Annotated in this window: 11 protein-coding genes; 3 read left to right on the plus strand and 8 right to left on the minus strand. The window is 68.4% G+C overall.

The window, feature by feature from the left end; all coding sequences use genetic code 11:
* Positions 1–29: 29 nt before the first annotated feature.
* The 3 genes from glgX to DIS04_RS11820 all read left to right on the plus strand — a co-directional run bounded on the left by glgX (position 30) and on the right by DIS04_RS11820 (position 5,899).
* Positions 30–2,213, plus strand: coding sequence for a glycogen debranching protein GlgX (glgX, locus tag DIS04_RS11810; protein WP_111413977.1), 2,184 nt, complete (start codon positions 30–32; stop codon positions 2,211–2,213).
* A 27-nt stretch (positions 2,214–2,240) separates the two neighbouring features.
* Positions 2,241–4,469, plus strand: a complete 2,229-nt coding sequence (gene glgB / locus DIS04_RS11815) for a 1,4-alpha-glucan branching protein GlgB (RefSeq protein WP_111413978.1) — start codon at positions 2,241–2,243, stop codon at positions 4,467–4,469.
* Positions 4,470–4,603: 134 nt separating this feature from the next.
* Entirely contained in the window at positions 4,604–5,899 is a 1,296-nt protein-coding gene (locus DIS04_RS11820; RefSeq protein ID WP_111413979.1) for an MFS transporter, read from the plus strand.
* Positions 5,900–5,925: 26 nt separating this feature from the next.
* Here DIS04_RS11820 and DIS04_RS11825 read toward each other — a convergent pair whose 3' ends face one another.
* The 8 genes from DIS04_RS11825 to DIS04_RS11860 form a co-directional block, all read right to left on the minus strand.
* Positions 5,926–6,609, minus strand: coding sequence for a haloacid dehalogenase type II (locus tag DIS04_RS11825; RefSeq protein ID WP_111413980.1), 684 nt, complete (start codon positions 6,607–6,609; stop codon positions 5,926–5,928).
* Between the two features lie 68 nt (positions 6,610–6,677).
* Complete coding sequence (locus DIS04_RS11830) at positions 6,678–7,631, minus strand: cyclodeaminase (RefSeq protein ID WP_111413981.1); 954 nt, start codon at positions 7,629–7,631, stop codon at positions 6,678–6,680.
* Positions 7,632–7,658: 27 nt separating this feature from the next.
* Positions 7,659–8,657 (minus strand): hydroxyectoine utilization dehydratase EutB, encoded by a 999-nt coding sequence (gene eutB, locus DIS04_RS11835; RefSeq protein WP_111413982.1) that lies wholly within the window; start codon positions 8,655–8,657, stop codon positions 7,659–7,661.
* A gap of 127 nt (positions 8,658–8,784) precedes the next feature.
* Positions 8,785–10,209, minus strand: coding sequence for an aminotransferase (locus tag DIS04_RS11840; protein ID WP_111413983.1), 1,425 nt, complete (start codon positions 10,207–10,209; stop codon positions 8,785–8,787).
* 283 nt (positions 10,210–10,492) lie between these two features.
* Entirely contained in the window at positions 10,493–11,986 is a 1,494-nt protein-coding gene (locus DIS04_RS11845; protein WP_111413984.1) for an NAD-dependent succinate-semialdehyde dehydrogenase, read from the minus strand.
* A 187-nt stretch (positions 11,987–12,173) separates the two neighbouring features.
* A complete protein-coding gene (locus DIS04_RS11850) occupies positions 12,174–14,951 on the minus strand; it encodes an aminotransferase class I/II-fold pyridoxal phosphate-dependent enzyme (RefSeq protein WP_111413985.1) in 2,778 nt (925 codons plus the stop codon).
* 60 nt (positions 14,952–15,011) lie between these two features.
* Positions 15,012–15,995, minus strand: a complete 984-nt coding sequence (locus tag DIS04_RS11855) for a C45 family autoproteolytic acyltransferase/hydrolase (RefSeq protein WP_179951267.1) — start codon at positions 15,993–15,995, stop codon at positions 15,012–15,014.
* Between the two features lie 41 nt (positions 15,996–16,036).
* A complete protein-coding gene (locus DIS04_RS11860) occupies positions 16,037–17,509 on the minus strand; it encodes a biotin carboxylase (protein WP_111413987.1) in 1,473 nt (490 codons plus the stop codon).
* Positions 17,510–17,550: the final 41 nt, after the last annotated feature.

Below are 17,550 nucleotides of genomic sequence, written 5' to 3' on the forward strand. Positions count from 1 at the left end.
CGAGAGACCCGCTTCATGGATGAAAGACGATGAACACGAGGCAGCCGCCACATCGCAGCGACCCCGCCGTGGCAGTCGACGAGCTGCCCGGCGTGATCCGTCGTTCGCGCGTGCGCGAGGGCTGGCCGTTCCCACTGGGCGCGACCTGGGACGGCCTGGGCGTCAACTTCGCCCTGTTCTCGGCCCACGCCACGCGGGTCGAGCTGTGCCTGTTCGACGCGACCGGCGGCGTGGAGGTGGAGCGCATCGAGCTGCCCGAGTACACCGACGAGGTGTGGCACGGCTACCTGCCCGACGCGCGGCCGGGACAGCTCTACGCCTACCGCGTCCACGGGCCCTATGAGCCGGAGGCGGGCCACCGCTTCAATCCGAACAAGCTGCTGCTCGACCCCTACGCCAAGCAGATTGTCGGCGAGCTGACCTGGGACGACGCGCTGTTCGGCTACACCCTCGGCCACCCCGACGGCGACCTCAGCTTCGACGAGCGCGACAGCGCCCCCTTGATGCCGCGCTGCCGGGTGATCGACCCGGCCTTCACCTGGGGTCGCTCGCGCGGCGTGCAGCAGCCGTGGGATCGCACCGTGATCTACGAGACCCACGTGCGCGGCTACACCATGCGCCACCCGGCGGTGCCCGAGGCGCTGCGCGGCACCTTCTCGGGTCTGATGGTCAACGAAGTGGTCGACTACATCCGCTCGCTCGGCGTGTCGTCGGTGGAGCTGCTGCCGATCCACGCCTTCGTCGACGACCCGCACCTGCTCGAGCGCGGGCTGCGCAACTACTGGGGCTACAACACCCTGGGCTTCTTCGCCCCGCATTCGCGCTATCTGTCGGGCGAAAGCATCAACGAGTTCAAGCAGTTGGTGGCGAGCTACCACGCCGCCGGTCTCGAGGTGATCCTCGACGTGGTCTACAACCACACCGCCGAGGGCAACGAACTCGGCCCGACCCTCTCGTTCAAGGGCATCGACAACGCCTCCTACTACCGCTTGCTGCCCGACGCGCCGCGCTACTACATCGACGACACCGGTACCGGCAATACGCTCAACCTGAGCCACCCGCGCGTGCTGCAGATGGTGACCGATTCGCTGCGCTACTGGGCCACAGAGATGCGCGTCGACGGTTTCCGCTTCGACCTGGCGACCATCCTCGGCCGCGAGCCCCACGGCTTCGACGAGGGTGGCGGCTTTCTCGACTCGTGCCGCCAGGATCCAGTGCTCAGCCAGGCCAAGCTGATCGCCGAGCCCTGGGACTGCGGCCCCGGCGGCTACCAGGTGGGCGGCTTTCCGCCGGGCTGGGCGGAGTGGAACGACCGTTTCCGCGACACCAGCCGCGCCTTCTGGCGTGGCGATCAGGGCCAGCTGGCCGACTTCGCCTCGCGCCTGATGGGCTCGGCGGATCTGTTCGACCGCCGCGGGCGGCGCCCCTTCGCCTCGGTCAACTTCGTCACCGCCCACGACGGCTTCACCCTGCACGACCTGGTCGCCTACAACGACAAGCACAACGAGGCCAACGGCGAGGACAATCAGGACGGCCACGATCACAACCTGTCGTGTAACCACGGCGAGGAGGGCCCCACCGAGGATCCTGGCATCCGCGCGCTGCGCCTGCGCCAGATCCGCAACTTCCTGGCCACGCTGCTGTTGTCCCAGGGCACGCCGATGCTGCTCGCCGGCGACGAACTGCTGCGTACCCAGCGGGGCAACAACAACGCCTACTGCCAGGACAACGAGACCAGTTGGCTCGACTGGAACCTGGAGGGCGACGCCCACGACACGATAGAGTTCCTGCGCCGGCTGATCGAACTGCGCCTGCGCTACCCCATCCTGCGCCGCGGGCGTTTCCTCTCCGGCGAGTACAACGAGGAGATGGGCCTCAAGGAGGTGACCTGGTTGGCCCCCGACGGCAGCGAGATGGACGTGGAACGCTGGGAGGACCCCGAGGCGCGCAGCCTCGGCCTGCTGCTCGACGGCCGCGCTCGCCCCTCGGGCATCCGCCGCGCCGGCGACGACCGCTCGCTGCTGCTCCTGTTCAACGCCAGTGCCGAGCCGATCGCCTTCCGCCTGCCCGACGTGCCCCGCGGCAACGGCTGGGTGTGCCGCCTCGATACCAGTCGCAGCGACGCCCCCGTCCCCGGCCTGCGCAACTTCGGCGAGGAGTACGCCGTGCCGGGACGCTCCCTGACGCTGCTCGAGCTGGAACAGGAGCCATGAATGGCAACAAGCCCTATGGAACCCGTCATGACGGAACTGAAGGACACGCAGCCCTGCACCGGCGCCTCGCACGCCGCCCTTCCCCGCGCCGACGCCGAGGCCCTGGCCCGCGGCCGCCACCCCGACCCCTTCGCGGTGCTCGGCCTGCACGCCCAGGCCGGGGCCTACGTGTTGCGGGCCTACCTGCCCGGTGCCCTGGCCGTGGAGGTGCTGGAGCGTGACGGCGGCCGGGTGCGCGCCGAGCTCGGCGAGACCGACACCCCGGGGCTGTTCGTCACGCCGCTCGACGACGCCTTCCCCTATCGCCTGCGCATCCGCTGGCCCGATGGCGTCCACGAGACGGAGGACCCCTACGCCTTCGGCCTGTTGCTGGGCGACCTCGACCTGCACCTGATCGGCGAAGGCACTCATCGCGACCTCGGCCGCTGCCTGGGTGCCCAGCCCATGGCGATCGACGGCGTGGCGGGCGTGCGCTTCGCCGTGTGGGCCCCCAACGCCCGGCGCGTCTCGCTGATCGGGGCGTTCAACGGCTGGGACGGCCGGCGCCACCCCATGCGCCTGCGCCACCCGGCCGGCGTCTGGGAACTGTTCGTGCCGCGCCTGTCGCCGGGCGAGTCCTACAAGTATGAGCTGGTGGATGCCCACGACCAGGTGGTGCACAAGGCCGATCCGGTGGCGCTGGCCAGCGAACTGCCGCCCGGCACGGCCTCGAAGGTGGCCGACCTCGAAGGCTTCGCCTGGCACGACGAGGCCTGGATGGCACGACGCGGCGACACGCTCGCTCCCGATCGCCCGATCGCGATCTACGAGGTGCACGCCGCCTCCTGGCGCAAGCACGGCGGCCACGAGGGTGAACTCTATGACTGGGCCGAGCTGGCCGAGAGGCTGATTCCCTACGTGCGGGAGCTGGGCTTCACCCACGTCGAGCTGCTGCCGATCATGGAGCACCCCTTCGGCGGCTCCTGGGGCTACCAGCCGCTGGGGCTCTACGCTCCCACCGCGCGGCACGGCTCGCCCGCCGGGTTCGCCGCTTTCGTCGATGCCTGTCACCAGGCGGGGCTCGGCGTGATCCTCGACTGGGTGCCGGCCCACTTTCCCACCGATGCCCACGGCCTGGCGCGCTTCGACGGCACCGCCCTCTACGAGTACGAGCACCCCTTCGAGGGCGTCCACCAGGATTGGAACACCTACATCTACAATGTCGGGCGGCGCGAGGTGCACGGCTTCCTGCTCTCGTCGGCGCTGCACTGGCTCAGGCACTACCACGTCGATGCCCTGCGCGTGGATGCCGTGGCCTCGATGATCTACCGCAACTACTCACGACGCGACGGCGAGTGGATTCCCAATCGCCACGGCGGCCACGAGAACCTCGAGGCGCTGGACTTCCTGCGCCACCTCAACGCCGTGGTCGCCGAGGAGTTTCCCGACGCGGCGATCATCGCCGAGGAGTCCACCGCCTGGCCCGGCGTGACCCGGCCGGTCGCCGAGGGGGGGCTCGGCTTCGCCTACAAGTGGAACCTGGGCTGGATGCACGACACCCTGAACTACATGCGCGAGGACCCGCTCCATCGCCGCCATGCCCACCACAACATGACCTTTCCCCAGGTCTACGCCTATTCGGAGCGCTTCGTGCTGCCGCTCTCCCACGACGAGGTGGTTCACGGCAAGCGCGCGCTGCTTGACAAGATGCCCGGTGACGAATGGCAGCAGTTCGCCAACCTGCGCGCCTACCTCGCCACGCTGTGGACCCAGCCCGGCAAGAAGCTGCTGTTCATGGGCGGCGAGTTCGGCCAGTGGCGGGAGTGGGACCACGACCGCGAACTCGACTGGTGGCTGCTCGACGCGCCCCGCCATGCCGGCCTGCGCCTGCTGGTAGGGGATCTCAACCGCCTGTATCGCGAGCTGCCGGCACTGCATCAGGGCGACTGCGATCCCGCTGGCTTCGTCTGGATCATCGGCAACGACGAGGCCAACAGCGCCTTCGCCTGGCTGCGCTGCGGCAACGCCGGCGAGACGCTGCTGGTGTTGGCCAACATGACCCCGCAGCCCCACGAGGGCTACCGGGTCGGGGTACCCCATGCCGGGGAGTGGCAGGAGATTCTCAACAGCGACGCGGAGTGCTACGGCGGCTCGAACCTGGGCAACCTGGGCCGGCTCGAGGCCGTCGAGGAGCCGCTGCACGGCCAGCCGGCGAGCCTGGCGCTGACACTGCCGCCGCTGGCGGTGATTCTTCTGCGCCCGGGGACAAAGGCGTGATCCTTCGCCGTGCCGGATGAGGCGGCCACGCGCGTTTCCCGCCAGCCCGCGCACGCCCTCCTCCCGGTGGGTAGCAAGCGGCTAGGGACGCCGTGACTCGCCCGCGCCGACAACCGTTCGACAAGGAGAGCACCATGCTGGCCATGCTGCAACCGGTCCGATCGATACTCTGGAGCGTCGCCCTGCTGCTGCTCGGCAACGGCCTGATCAACACCCTGCTGACCCTGCGCGGGACCGACGAGGGCTTTTCGTCGACGATGGTGGGCGTGATCATGTCCGCCTATTTCGTCGGCTTCACCTGCGGCACCTGGGTCAGCGGCCGGCTGATCCGCCGGGTCGGGCACATTCGCACCTTCGCCTTCTGTGCCGCGCTGTGCGCTTCCGGCGCGCTGCTGCACATCATCTTCGTCGATGCCTGGGTGTGGATCGTGCTGCGCTTCTTCTACGGCCTGGCCTTCGTCACCCTGATGACGGTGATCGAGAGCTGGCTCAACGGCCAGGCGGCGAGCCACGAGCGCGGGCGCATCTTCGCCACCTACATGCTGGTCAATCTGGGGGCGATCGCCGCGGCCCAGCAGATCCTGCGCCTGGATACGCCCGACGGTTTCCTGCTCTTCGCCGTCACCGCGATCCTGATCAGCTGGGCGCTGCTGCCGATCACCATGACCCGGCGCCAGCAGCCGACGGTGCCCGAGAATGCCAGGAGCAGTCTCAAGGCGCTGCTCGGCTTCGCCCCGCTGTGCGTCGCCGCTTCGGTGCTGTCGGGCCTGGCCATGGGCGCGTTCTGGGGCATGGCACCGCTCTATGCCCGCCAGCTCGGCTGGAGCGCCGGCGACGTGGGGATGCTGATGAGCATCACCATTCTCGGCGGCGCGCTGCTGCAGCTGCCCATCGGGCGCTTCTCCGACAAGCACGATCGGTCGCGGGTGATGACCTGGGTGGTGATCGTCGCCGCGGCACTCGCCGTGCTGATGCCCTTGGCGCCCAACCAGACGACGCTGATGGGGCTGTTCTTCCTGTGGGGCGGTTTCTCCTTCGCCATCTACCCGCTGGCGGTGGCCCAACTGATCGACCAGCTGCATCCCGAGGAGGTGGTCTCGGCCTCGGCGGACATGCTGGTAACCCAGGGGGCGGGCAGCGCGCTGGCCCCGATACTCGCCGGGGTGCTGATGGGCGCGCTCGGCCCCCAGGCGCTGCCGCTCTACATCGCCGCGGTGCTGGCCCTGCTCGGTGCCTATGCCCTCTATCGCCGGCGCCATGTCTCCGACCTGGTTCACGGCAACGCCCACTTCGAGCCGCTGACCCAGACCAGCCCGCTGTCGCTGGAGATGATCTTCGACGACAGCCAGCCCGACCTGTTCGACGACCCCAGCTTCTACGAGGAGCAGGAACGCCACCGCCTCGTCGAGGCCTTCCAGCAGCGCGAATAGGCTCGCCGCGGCGACGCGACCTCGAACTAGCCCAACCGCTCCGCCAGCGCGTCCAGGTCGGTGACGGTCAGGTCCGGCTCGACGCCCCAGGGGTCGAAGGGAGCGTCGAGGCTGCGCCGCACCCAGGCGGCGTGCAGCCCGGCATGCCGGGCGCCGATCACGTCGAAGGGGTTGCTCGAAATCAGCCAGGTATCGCCGGGGGCGACGTCCAGGCGGTGGCGCAGGTGAGCGTAGACGGCGGGGTCGGGCTTGAAGCGCTTGACCTCGTCGACGCTGATCACGCTCTCGAACCGCGCCAGGAGGCCGGCCTGCCCGAGCAGGCCGCTGACCGCATCATGGGTGCCGTTGGAGAAGGCCACGCAGCGCATGCCGGTGGCGGCCAGCCGTTGCAGCGCGGCGGCGGCCTCGGGAAAGGCCGGCAGGCGGGCATAGACCGCCATCAGGTGGTCCTTGTCGACATCGGACAGCTGGGTCTGCAGGGCGCGGTCGGTGAAGTCCAGCGACTCGCGGGTGCACTGATCGAAGGGCACGTAGGCGCCCATCAGGCCGCGGCGAAAGCTGTACTCCAGCTGCTTGTCGCGCCAGCGCCGCGAGAACTCGGCGGCCAGCTCCGCGCGGCCGCCCTTGCCGAGCCGCTCCTCGAGCTCGGTGACCACGCCATGGGTATCGATCAGGGTGCCATAGACATCGAAGGCAAGAACCGTTGCCATCTGCTGCGCTCCTCGTTGCGTTGTCATCGGTGCAGGATGGGGGCGGCCGGTTACCGGCTCAAGCCGGCTCATCCGGCGGCCAGTCGCGACAGGGCGAAGCTGGCGATGGCGGTGTCCTGCACCCCGGTACCGGTCAGGTCGCACACGGTGATGGCGGCATCCGACACCCTCAGGCGCTCGCCCCGCTCGATCACCCGGCCCAGCTCATGCACCTTGAACGGTGGCTCGCGCCCCTCGCCGGCAAAGACCTTGAGTTCGCCATTGTGCTCGCTCTGGGCACGGCTGTCGCAGACGAAGGCGTCGGCCCGGGTCAGCACCGACTCGTCGAGCTCGCGCTTGTCGGGACTGTCCGACCCCATGGCGGTGACGTGCACGCCCTCGGGCAGGTCGCTGGCCTGCAGCAGCGGCTCGCGCGACGGCGTCGCCGTCACGACGATGTCGGCCTGGGCGCAGGCGCCATGCGCGCTGTCGCGCACGGTGACGGTCAGCCCCTGGCTGCGCATGCGTTCGGCGTAGGCCTCGGCGCTCTCGCGGCGGCGCGCCCAGACGTCGATCGTGTCGATGTTGCGCACCAGGCGCAGCGCCTCGACCTGCCGCCGCGCCTGCTCACCGGCGCCGATCACCCCGACCCGCCGGCTGTCCTCGCGCGACAGGTGCTTGGCCGCGATCGCCCCGGCCACGGCGGTGCGCACCATGGTCAGGTAGCCTTCGTCGAACAGCACCGCCTCGACGAGCCCGGTTTCGGCGGAGAACAGTATCATCAGCCCGCTCAGGCTCGGCAGGCCGCGCCCGGGGTTGTCGAAGGCGCCGCTGCTGACCTTGATGGCGAAGCGCTCCCAGCCCTGGATGTGGGCGGTCTTGACGTCGACCTCGCTGCCGAACTCCTCCATCGCCATCGACAGGATCGGCGGCTGCACCACCTCACCGCGTCCCAGGGCGGCGAAGCCCGCCTCGACCTGGCGCAGCGCCTCGTCGTCGATACCCACCACCGCCTCGATCTCGTCGCGTTGATAGAGCTTCATCTCTCCTCCTTGGTTACGCACCTTGACTCAACGGTCGGCCAGCCGGCGTGCGCGATCCCAGGTCTCCAACGCCACGCCGTTGCCGGAGAGGATCAGCGCCACCCGCTGGCCGCGCACCTCGATGCCGTGCTCGGCCAGGGCGGCCAGCCCCACCGCGGCGGCACCCTCCACCAGCAGCTTCTCGTGCTCGAGGAGGTCGACCATGGCACGGGCGATGGCGACTTCCGAGACCTGGTAGTGGTCGTCCATCACCTCGCGCACCAGGCCGAAGGTGCAGCGATTGTCGAGGCCGATGCCGCCACCCAGCGAGTCGGCCAGGCTCTCGACCTCCTCCACCGCCACGGGCCGTCCCGCCTGCAGGCTCTGCCACATGGCCGCGCCCTGCGAGAGGCTGACACCGGTAAGGCGGGGCTCGGGGCGAATGGCCTTCACCGCCGCGCCGATACCGCCCAGCAGCCCCCCGCCGGAGAGCCCGACGATGACCCGGTCGAGATCCGGCGCGTCCTCCATCAGCTCCAGGCCGATGGTGCCCTGCCCGGCCGCGATCAGCGGGTCGTCGAAGGGCGGAATCAGCGTCATGCCACGCTCGCGCACCAACCGCTCGACCTCGCCGAAGGCCGCGTCCTGGCTCTCGCCCACGCGTCTGACCTCGGCGCCCAGCGCCTCGATGGCGGCCACCTTGTTGGCCGGCACCAGGCGTGACAGGCAGACCGTCGCCGGCACGCCGAGCCGGGCCGCGGCGTAGGCCACTGCGCGCCCATGGTTGCCGGTGGAGGCCGTGGTCACGCCGGCGGCCAGCGCGTCGCGCCCGTGGCGCTCGATCAGCGCGGCGATCATGTTGGTGGCGCCGCGCAGCTTGAAGGCGCCGGTCGGCTGCTGGGTTTCCAGCTTGAGCAGGATCTCGGCATCGAAACGCTCGGAGAGCGCATGGGAGCGGACCAGCGAGGTCCGTACCGCCTGGCCGGCGATGCGACGACGCGCTTGGTACACGGAAGCGAGGGAAACGCCGTGCTGGGGTTGCGACATGGCGATGCAGACTCAGCGGCTAGTGGCAGGGAAAAGGTGTTTCCAGACTAGAAAAGGTTGCCGGCAAGGGCCAAGAAAAAGGCCGCGGGTTCGATCCCCGCGGCCATTGGGTTCAGCTCAGGCGCGTTCAGCTGACCGACATGGAGGCCTTGATCACGCCCTCACGGACCAGCTGGTCGGTGACCTTGTTCACCGCGCGCTCGGCGCGGGCGACGATCTCGTCGACCTCGGCGCGGGTGGCGATCAGCGGCGGCGCGAAGCCGAGGATGTCGCCCTGGGGCATGGCGCGGGCGATCAGGTCCTCGTCCAGTGCCGCCGCGGCGATGCGCGCGCCGACCTTGTGCGCGGCGTCGAAGTGCTTGCGCCTGGCCGGGTCGACGGAGAACTCCAGCGCCGCCAGCATGCCCACGCCGCGCACGTTGCCGACGATGGGGTGGTCGCCGAAGGCGGCCTGCATCTGCTGCTGCAGGTAAGCACCGGTCTCGGCGGCATTCTGCGTCAGCCCCTCGCGCTCGATGATCGCCAGGTTGGCCAGCGCCGCGGCGCAGCCCAGGGCGTGGCCGGAGTAGGTCCAGCCGTGGCCGATGGGGCCGTACTGGCCGGTGCCCTGCTCCAGCACGTTCCACACGCGTTCGCCGACGATCACGCCGGAGAGCGGCTGGTAGGCGCTGGTCAGGCCCTTGGCGACGGTGATCAGGTCGGGCTTGATGCCGTAGAAGTGGCTGCCGAAGTCGGCGCCGATGCGACCGAAGCCGCACACCACTTCGTCGGCGATCAGCAGCACGTCGTACTTGGCCAGCACGACCTGGATCGCTTCCCAGTAGCCTTCCGGCGGCGGCACGATGCCGCCGGTGCCGAGCACCGGCTCGCCGATGAAGGCGGCCACGGTGTCGGGGCCTTCGGCCAGGATCATCTCCTCCAGTTTCTTCGCGCAGTACTGCGAGAACTCGCGCTCGCTCATGCCTTCCTGTTCGGCGGCGCGGTGGTAGTAGTACGGCGCCTCGGTGTGCAGGATGCCGGCCAGCGGCAGGTCGAACTGGTCGTGGAATGCCTTGAGGCCGGTCAGCGAGCCGGTGGCAAGCCCCGAGCCGTGATAGCCGCGCTGGCGCGAGATCACCTTCTTCTTCTGCGGGCGACCGAGCACGTTGTTGTAGTAGCGCACGATCTTGAGCTGGGTCTCGTTGGCGTCAGAGCCGCCGAGGCCGTAGTAGACCTTGGACATGCCGGGGCCGGCGAGCTCGATGATCTTCTCGGAGAGCGCGATCTGCGGCTCGTTGGAGTGGCCCACGTAGGTGTGGTAGTAGGAGAGCTCCAGCGCCTGCTGGTAGATCGCCTCGGCCACCTCGGTGCGGCCGTAGCCGATGTTGACGCAGTACAGCCCGGCGAAGCCGTCGATGAACTCGCGGCCGTCCTTGTCGACGATGTGAATGCCCTTGCCGCCGGTGATCACCCGGCCCGGCGCGTCGCCGTGGGCGAAGTCGCGCAGGTGGGTGGAGGCGTGGAAGGTGACCTTGCGGTCGCGCTCGATCAGATCGCGGTGCTGCTGGCTCATTGTGTTCTCTCTTCTCTTCAGGTCCCCGCCTCGGCGGGGAGATGTTCAATTCGTTATGACGCCGATGGCCTGGCGCCAGGGCAAACCATCAAGCGATATCTACCCAAGGGCGCTGGCGCAAGTGCAGCGGCGCGCGGCGATCGACAGGGATGTCGATCGAGGACGTGCGCGTCTGCGACCGGCACGAGGGACCTTGTTCCGGTCCGACGCGCAAGCCGCACGCAGCGTCAGGGTTTCGCCCTTGGGCATCGCGAGATGGGATGCGCTGGCGTTTCCTGTCGCTTCAGCTCCCCGATACGGAGCCCAAGGCACCCAGGCAGTAATACTTGGTCTCGAGATACTCGTCGATCCCGGTGATGCCGCCCTCGCGACCCAACCCCGACTGCTTGACGCCGCCGAAGGGCACGGGCGGGCCGGTCATCTTCACCGAGTTGACGCTGACCATGCCGTACTCCAGCGCCCGCAGCAGCTTCCAGATGCGGCGGATGTCGTGGGTGTAGACATAGGCCGCCAGGCCGTACTCGGTGTCGTTGGCCATCTCGATCACCTCGTCGTCGTCGCGGTAGGCGGTCACGCCGGCCACCGGGGCGAAGTTCTCCTCGCGCCATACCTTCATCTGCGGCGTCACGCCGGTGAGCAGCACGGGCATGAAGAAGTTGTCGCCCGGTGCCCGGGTCTGGTCGCCGGCCACCAGCGTCGCGCCGCGGGAGATGGCGTCGTCGACGATGGCCGCCGCCTTGTCCACCGCCTGGCGATGGATCAACGGCCCCAGGTCGACCTCGCTCTCCATGCCGTTGCCCACGGTCAGCGCCGCCATGCGCTCGGAGAAGTGCGCGACGAACTCGTCGTGGATCGACTCGTGCACCAGGATGCGGTTGGCCGCCAGGCAGTCCTGGCCGGCGGTCTGGAACTTGGCCGCCACCGCGGCGAAGGCCGCCTCCTTGGGGTCCATGTCGGGACCGACGATGAACGGCGCGTTGCCGCCCAGCTCCAGCGAGACACGCTTCACCGTCTGCGCGCTCTGCTCGAGCAGCAGCCGGCCGACCCGGGTGGAGCCGGTGAAGGATAGCGCCTTGACCCGCTCCTCGGCACACAGAATTTTCGAGACCTCGGCGGGCTCGCCCAGCACCACGTTGAACACGCCCGCCGGAATCCCGGCGCGCTCGGCCAGCTCGGCCAGCGCCAGCGCCGAGAACGGCGTCTCGCCGGCCGGCTTGACCACCACCGTGCAGCCGGCGGCCATGGCGGCGGCGGCCTTGCGCGTGATCATCGCCAGCGGGAAGTTCCACGGCGTGATCAGCGCGGCGATGCCCACCGGCTCCTTGAGCGTGCCCAGCGCGGCGTTGGGGATGTGGCTGGGGATGGTCTCGCCGAAGGTGCGCTTGCCCTCCTCGGCGAACCAGCGCACGAAGCTGGCGCCGTACTCCACCTCGCCGCGGGCGTCGGGCAGCGGCTTGCCCTGCTCCAGGGTCATGATGGTGGCGAGGTCCTCGCGATGGGCCTGCAGCAGGTCGTGCCAGGCCAGCAGGCGCTCGGCGCGCTCGTCGGCGCGCAGCGCCCGCCAGTGGGCGAAGGCCGCGTCGGCAGCGTCCACCGCCTCGCGGATCTGGTGCGCCTCGAGCCAGGGAATGTGGCCGATGGCCTCGCCGGTGGCAGGGTCGATCACCGTCTCTTCACGGCCGCCTTCGCCATGGGTCCACTTGCCGTTCACGTAGGCGTGTTCGCGGAACAGGCGTGGATCGTCGAGCTGAGCGGTCAGCGTCTTGGACAGTTTCATGGGCACCTCCCCTGACATCGGCTCGCTTGCTGGGCCGACTGTGGCAAAAACGAGGGAGCAGCCGGTGGCTGCTCGATGCGTACAGGGTAAGGGCAAAGCCGGGACGGGACTTTTCGTTAGCCCGCGAGACGAATGCGCTTTTTTTTGTCCTCCATGGCTAAGTTGCGTTTTTTTCTGTGCCAGGCGCTCAGGTCTCCGGCGGGGCCGCCAGCGCCTCTTCGGTGAACACGATCAGGCCCAGCTCCGGCCGGTAGCCGTGGATCTCCTTGACGTCAAGCGCCTGCAGGAAGACGAGGATCTCGTCGCTGACCACCTGCCCCGGCACCAGCACCGGGAAGCCCGGCGGATAGGGGATCACGAAGCTCGCCGAGACCACGTCGCGGCCGCCGCGCATCTCGGCCTGGAGTTCGCCGTTGTCGAAGCGCAGGTACTCGGTGTTCTCCTCGTCGTAGCTCAGGAAGTAGGCGCGGCGGATGTCGCCCTGGGGCGTCTCGCGGCACTGGCGGAAGGCGTCGTGGAAGCGGCTGAAGTCGGGCAGCGGCGGCAGCTCGCGGGTCAGCGAGTGCACCCGGCGCTCGATGATCTTGCGCTCGGGCCGGCTGCTCTCCTCCCAGCGGTACTCGAACTCCTTGGCCAGCTTGATCAGCACGTCGAGCAGGTAGGCGATGGAGCCGCGGGTGGTGCCGATGTTGGTCATGAACAGCACGGTATTGCGCGAGGTCTTGTTGATCTGGATGCCGTACTTGTTCATCAGGTACTCGTTCTTGAAGGCGTCGCCGTCGACCCCGGTGTTGCCGATGGCGATGGTCACCCGGGTGGGGTCGACGACGAACTCGTCCCGCGCCCAGGCCTCCTCCATCTGGTTCCAGCCGGTCACCGGGTCGAAGTAGGACTCCACCCCCGACTCGCGGAATTCGGCGGGCACCATGTCGCTGTTCTTGAGCACGCGGAAGTACTTCTGCAGCAGCGGATGGGTGTAGAGCTGCTCGCGCAGCGACAGCGCCGTCTCCACCTGGGCGTGGACCAGCTCGAAGCCCTCCATCTCGGCCTGCATGCGGCCCACGTCGAGCGAGGCGAGGATCTGGTAGTTGGGCGAGGTCGAGGTGTGGGTCATGTAGGCCTCGTGGAACGGGGCCTCGACGCGCTGGCGGAACTCCTGGTCGTAGACGTGGATCATCGAGCCCTGGCGCAGCGAGGTCAGGGTCTTGTGGGTGGAGTGGGTGGCGTAGGCGCGGATGCGTACCGCCTCGGGGTCGGGCAGCAGCCGCCGCTCGAGCCAGGTGGCGTCGTCGTCGGGGTCGAGCTTGTCGAACTCCTCCTTCCACGCCGCGTACTCCTCGCGGTAGGCCTCGCTGCGGTAGCGGTCGCGCAGTGTGCGTGCGGCGTGCATGGCCGTGCGTGGCCGGTAGGTGGGGTTGAAGGTGGCGAAGGCGAACCACGCCTCGTCCCACAGGAACACCAGGTCGGGCTTGATCGCCAGGCATTCCTCCATCACCCGACGCACGTTGTAGACCACGCCGTCGAAGGTGCAGTTGGTCAGCAGCAGCATCTTGACCCGGTGGAGCTCGCCGGCGCGCTTGTAGGCCAGCAGGGTCTTCTTGATCTCGTGCAGCGGCACCGCGCCGTACATCGAGTAGTCGTTGAGCGGATAGGAGTCCAGGTAGCTGACGTGGGCGCCGGCCAGCACCATGCCGTAGTGGTGCGACTTGTGGCAGTCGCGGTCGATCAGCACGATGTCGCGCGGCTTGACCAGCGCCTGAACCACGATCTTGTTGGCCGTCGAGGTGCCGTTGGTGACGAAGTAGCTCTGGCGTGCGCCGAACGCCCGGGCGGCGTACTCCTGGGCCTTCTTGATCGGCCCGTAGGGCTGCAGCAGGGAGTCGAGCCCGCCGGAGGTCGCCGAGGTCTCGGCGAGGAAGATGTTGATGCCGTAGAAGTCGATCATGTGCCCCGCCCAGTGCGAGCGGGTCACCGACTTGCCGCGCGAGATGGGCATGGCGTGGAAGACGCCGGTGGGCTTGCGGCTGTACTCGCGCAGGGCGTCGAAAAACGGCGTGCGGTAGCGGCTGTCGATGGCACGCAGGATGGTGTGGTGCTGCTCGATGTAGTCGGTCTCGCGGTAGAAGATGCGGTTGAAGTAGCGGATGTCGCGGCTCGCCGTGGCCTCGACGTCGCCGCTGGTGACCAGGAACTGGTCGATCTCGGGGCGCAGCTCGTGGATCATCGAGCTGAGCAGGATGCTGCGCTCCGCCTCCGACTGGTTCTCCAGTTCCTGCTCGGAGAGCCCCTCGAGGTAGTTGCGCAGGGCGCTGAGGTTGTACTTGGACTTGTAGGGAAACTCGTAGCGGATCAGGCAGGCCTGGATGTTGGGGTTGACCAGCACCGCGATCAGCGCGTCCTCGAAGCTGCGCACCGTCACCACGTCGTAGACGAAGCGATCCTCGGGCCGGCGCAGGTTGTGGAACGCCTCGCGCACCACCTCCTCCTCCTGGGGCGAGAGGTTGTCGACGATCAGCAGTTCGAAGTAGGGCTGCGCCGAGCTGTTGGAGGCGGGGTGGCCACGCCGCAGCTGGGCCAGGGCGTCGAGGGTCTCGAGGTCCTCGGCGTCGGCATCGGTCTCGGAGAGGTCGACGTGACGCCGCCGATAGGACTCGCTGATCAGCGCCCGCACCAGCCGCTTGACGACCTTCTCCAGCAGCACGTACTCCTCGCGATCAAACAGCGACCAGAGGTGACGAAAATCCTCCTTGGAGGGAAAGGCGTGGTAGTCCTCGATGATCTCGAGCCGCGTCAGCTTGACGTCGATCGCCTTGACCAGGTTGCGCGCCCGGCTCTCGTCGCCGAGCCGTACCAGCTGGCCGAGGTCGCGCTTGAGCGCGTTCCAGGTGTCGGCACGCAGTTGGGAGATCTTGTGATAGAAGCCCAGCGCGGTGTAGGGCGTTTCGGTATGGCTGCTCTCGTGCATGGCGATACCCGTCCTGTTGTTGTCGTTGTACGGCGGCCGCGGTGGCGAACCCGGGGCCGGCTACCTGGGACCGAAACGGACCCGCAGTTCCTTTTCGGGGAAGTGATCGAAGGTCAGCTCGAGGCGCTTTCCCGGCCAGCGATAGCTGACCCGCCCCGCCGCCGGCCAGTAGGCCGCGGTGTAGATGGTACCGAGCCCGCGGCCGTAGTCGCGGCGGAACAGCGGCGGCGCGGCGAAGGCCTCGAGCAGGCGCCCCTCGGTGGTGGCCGGATCGTCGACCAGGATCGACAGCTGGCGCTCGCGGATCAGGGTCTCCGAGGCCAGCGCGTGGGCGTACCACTCGATGCGCTTCTGGTGATTGGTGGCCACCGGCACCCGGCGAATGCTGGCCCGGCGATCGGGGGCGATCATCGCCGTGACGTAGCGCCCGGCGGCATCGGTCAAGGTGATGTTGTAGGCCATGTGGGTGGGCACCCGGGCCAGCACCTCGGCGGCCTCAGGGACGCCGTCGCAGAACTCCAGCAGGTAGCGCAGGATGATCGGGGCGCCGAAGCCCTCGCCCACCGCCTTGCGCCCGCCGAAGGCCAGCGACACGGCGAGCCCGCGGTCGTTCATGCCGTCGAGCACTCCCCACAGGCAGTCGGTCATGGCGATCACGCCGCGGCCGTTCCAGCGCGTGTGCAGCACCGTGCCCTCGCACAGTTCCGGCGGGTAGTCGTAGTTGCGCGCCAGCAGGCTGGCACCGTGCTGGGCCAGTACCGCCTGGGAGCAGCCGGTGATGTAGGGCGGTGGCTGGTAGAGGCTGAGGAAGCGTGCCGCCAGATCGCCGCCGCCGGCCAGCTCGCACAGCGCCCGGTAGGTATCGAGCAGTTCCGGCATGTGCCGGCGCAGAGCGTTGTAGCAGCTCAGGTAGCCCGGCCGCTCACGCTCGCCCTCGGCCAGGAACCAGGCCTCGTAGGCCGGCCAGTGGAGGTCGAACAGCGACCGCCACTTGGGTCCCGGCGCCGCCTCGTGCAGGGTACGGAACACCAGCGTTTTCTCCATTTCCACCTGCCGCGCCTCGTGCTGCCCTTCGACTCCGACGGTCACAGGATCTTGAAATTGCCGCCGCCGATGGCATGGGTCACGGCGACCTCCTCCACCACCGGGTCCTGCAGCGGCTGGCCGGCGTACTCGCCGCGGATGCCCTCGATCCAGGCACGCGCGCGCTCGGTGAGCTGGAAGTCGTCGTCCATCAGCCGCCCGCGGGTGATCAGGATGCCCAGATCGGCGCCCTCGTAGCGGAAGTCGCCCGGCCCGCTGATGCGCAGGAAGAAGGCCTCGCGCTCATTCTCGGCGGCGTGGGGGTGGTAGCTGTAGTGGTCGTAGGCGATGCGGTTGCCCTCGCCCAGGGTCCAGACCCCGGTGCGCGGTGCGCGGGTCAGCAGGTCGACGCTCTCGTCGGTGTGCTTGATCACCAGCTGGCTCCAGCTGTCGACGCTGTCCGGGTGCGACCAGCGCTCGTTGATCTCCTCGATGTCGAGATCGAAGTCGACCTCGGAGAACTCCAGCAGGTGGAACAGGAACAGCGGGATGTCGGAGTGGGCGAAGGCCGCGACGTTGGTCAGCGAGCTGGCCCCGGTGACGCGCGGGTTGAGCTCGCCCAGGTAGACCTCGCCGTTGTCCATGTCGATCAGGAAGTCGAGCTCGAAGTAGCCGCGGTAGCCCTCCTCGCGCAGCGCCTCGCCGAACTTGAAGGTGTACTCGCGCGCCTTGTCGCGGACCTCCTGGGAAAAGGCGCCGGCGAACATCTCGTTGCCGCACCAGCCACCCTTGTAGGGGGTCAGCGACTTGAAGCCCACCAGCTCGGTCATCAGCGGGCCGACCACGGTGCCGCAGCGGGTGGCACAGGCCTCGATGGCCGAGCCGCGGCAGTTGATGCGCTTCATGATCTTGACCTCGGGCTCGGCCTCGATCTCCTCGGCGTGCTTGTAGTAGTCCTCCTCGCTGGCGATGAAGAAGGTGGTGTGGCCGGAATCGCCGTAGGCGGTCTGCACCACCAGGTCGTCGCCCAGCTCGCGGCTCACCTCGAGCAGTTCCTGGTAGCTGCCGACCTTGGCCAGCACGTTGGGCACGCTGGGCACCCCGGCCTTGTTGCCGATCCGTACCGTCTCGATCTTGTTGTCCATGCGCGAGCGCAGCGCCGCCGGCGGGAATGCCACGCGCAGCCCAAGCTGGCGGCAGATCTCCTCGGTGTGCTCGTCGAACATCAGGAAGGCGGCCACCCCGGCGCCCTCGCCGGAGGCACGCGACTGGATGAAGTCGATCACCTCCTTGTGCTCGAGCAGGTAGTTGTTGATGTCCTCGATGCTCTCGAAGTCGCGGGGGAACTTCTCCTTGGGCACGAAGACGTTGCGCTGCTGGCCGTCGAAGCAGTCGATGTAGTTGATGTGGCGGAAGTTGCCCACCCAGTCCCCGATGCCGAGCAGGTTGAAGTTGGTGGCGGAGATGAAGTAGACGGGCTCCTTGTTGTTGCGGAAATGACGACGCACATCGGCAATGCTGGTGATCTTGTTCATTGTTGTCGCTCCATCGATGGCGGAAGGGGTGGCGACGGCGC

It is taken from the genome of Billgrantia lactosivorans (genome assembly GCF_003254665.1).
GTDB lineage: Bacteria > Pseudomonadota > Gammaproteobacteria > Pseudomonadales > Halomonadaceae > Halomonas > Halomonas lactosivorans.

What these genes read in the sequence shown, in the direction of transcription:
- glgX (WP_111413977.1), top strand. Translation starts at nt 30, where the DNA reads ATGAACACGAGGCAGCCGCCACATCGCAGCGACCCCGCCGTGGCAGTC.
- glgB (WP_111413978.1), top strand. Translation starts at nt 2,241, where the DNA reads ATGACGGAACTGAAGGACACGCAGCCCTGCACCGGCGCCTCGCACGCC.
- DIS04_RS11820 (WP_111413979.1), top strand. Translation starts at nt 4,604, where the DNA reads ATGCTGGCCATGCTGCAACCGGTCCGATCGATACTCTGGAGCGTCGCC.
- DIS04_RS11825 (WP_111413980.1), bottom strand. Translation starts at nt 6,609, where the DNA reads ATGGCAACGGTTCTTGCCTTCGATGTCTATGGCACCCTGATCGATACC.
- DIS04_RS11830 (WP_111413981.1), bottom strand. Translation starts at nt 7,631, where the DNA reads ATGAAGCTCTATCAACGCGACGAGATCGAGGCGGTGGTGGGTATCGAC.
- eutB (WP_111413982.1), bottom strand. Translation starts at nt 8,657, where the DNA reads ATGTCGCAACCCCAGCACGGCGTTTCCCTCGCTTCCGTGTACCAAGCG.
- DIS04_RS11840 (WP_111413983.1), bottom strand. Translation starts at nt 10,209, where the DNA reads ATGAGCCAGCAGCACCGCGATCTGATCGAGCGCGACCGCAAGGTCACC.
- DIS04_RS11845 (WP_111413984.1), bottom strand. Translation starts at nt 11,986, where the DNA reads ATGAAACTGTCCAAGACGCTGACCGCTCAGCTCGACGATCCACGCCTG.
- DIS04_RS11850 (WP_111413985.1), bottom strand. Translation starts at nt 14,951, where the DNA reads ATGCACGAGAGCAGCCATACCGAAACGCCCTACACCGCGCTGGGCTTC.
- DIS04_RS11855 (WP_179951267.1), bottom strand. Translation starts at nt 15,995, where the DNA reads ATGGAGAAAACGCTGGTGTTCCGTACCCTGCACGAGGCGGCGCCGGGA.
- DIS04_RS11860 (WP_111413987.1), bottom strand. Translation starts at nt 17,509, where the DNA reads ATGAACAAGATCACCAGCATTGCCGATGTGCGTCGTCATTTCCGCAAC.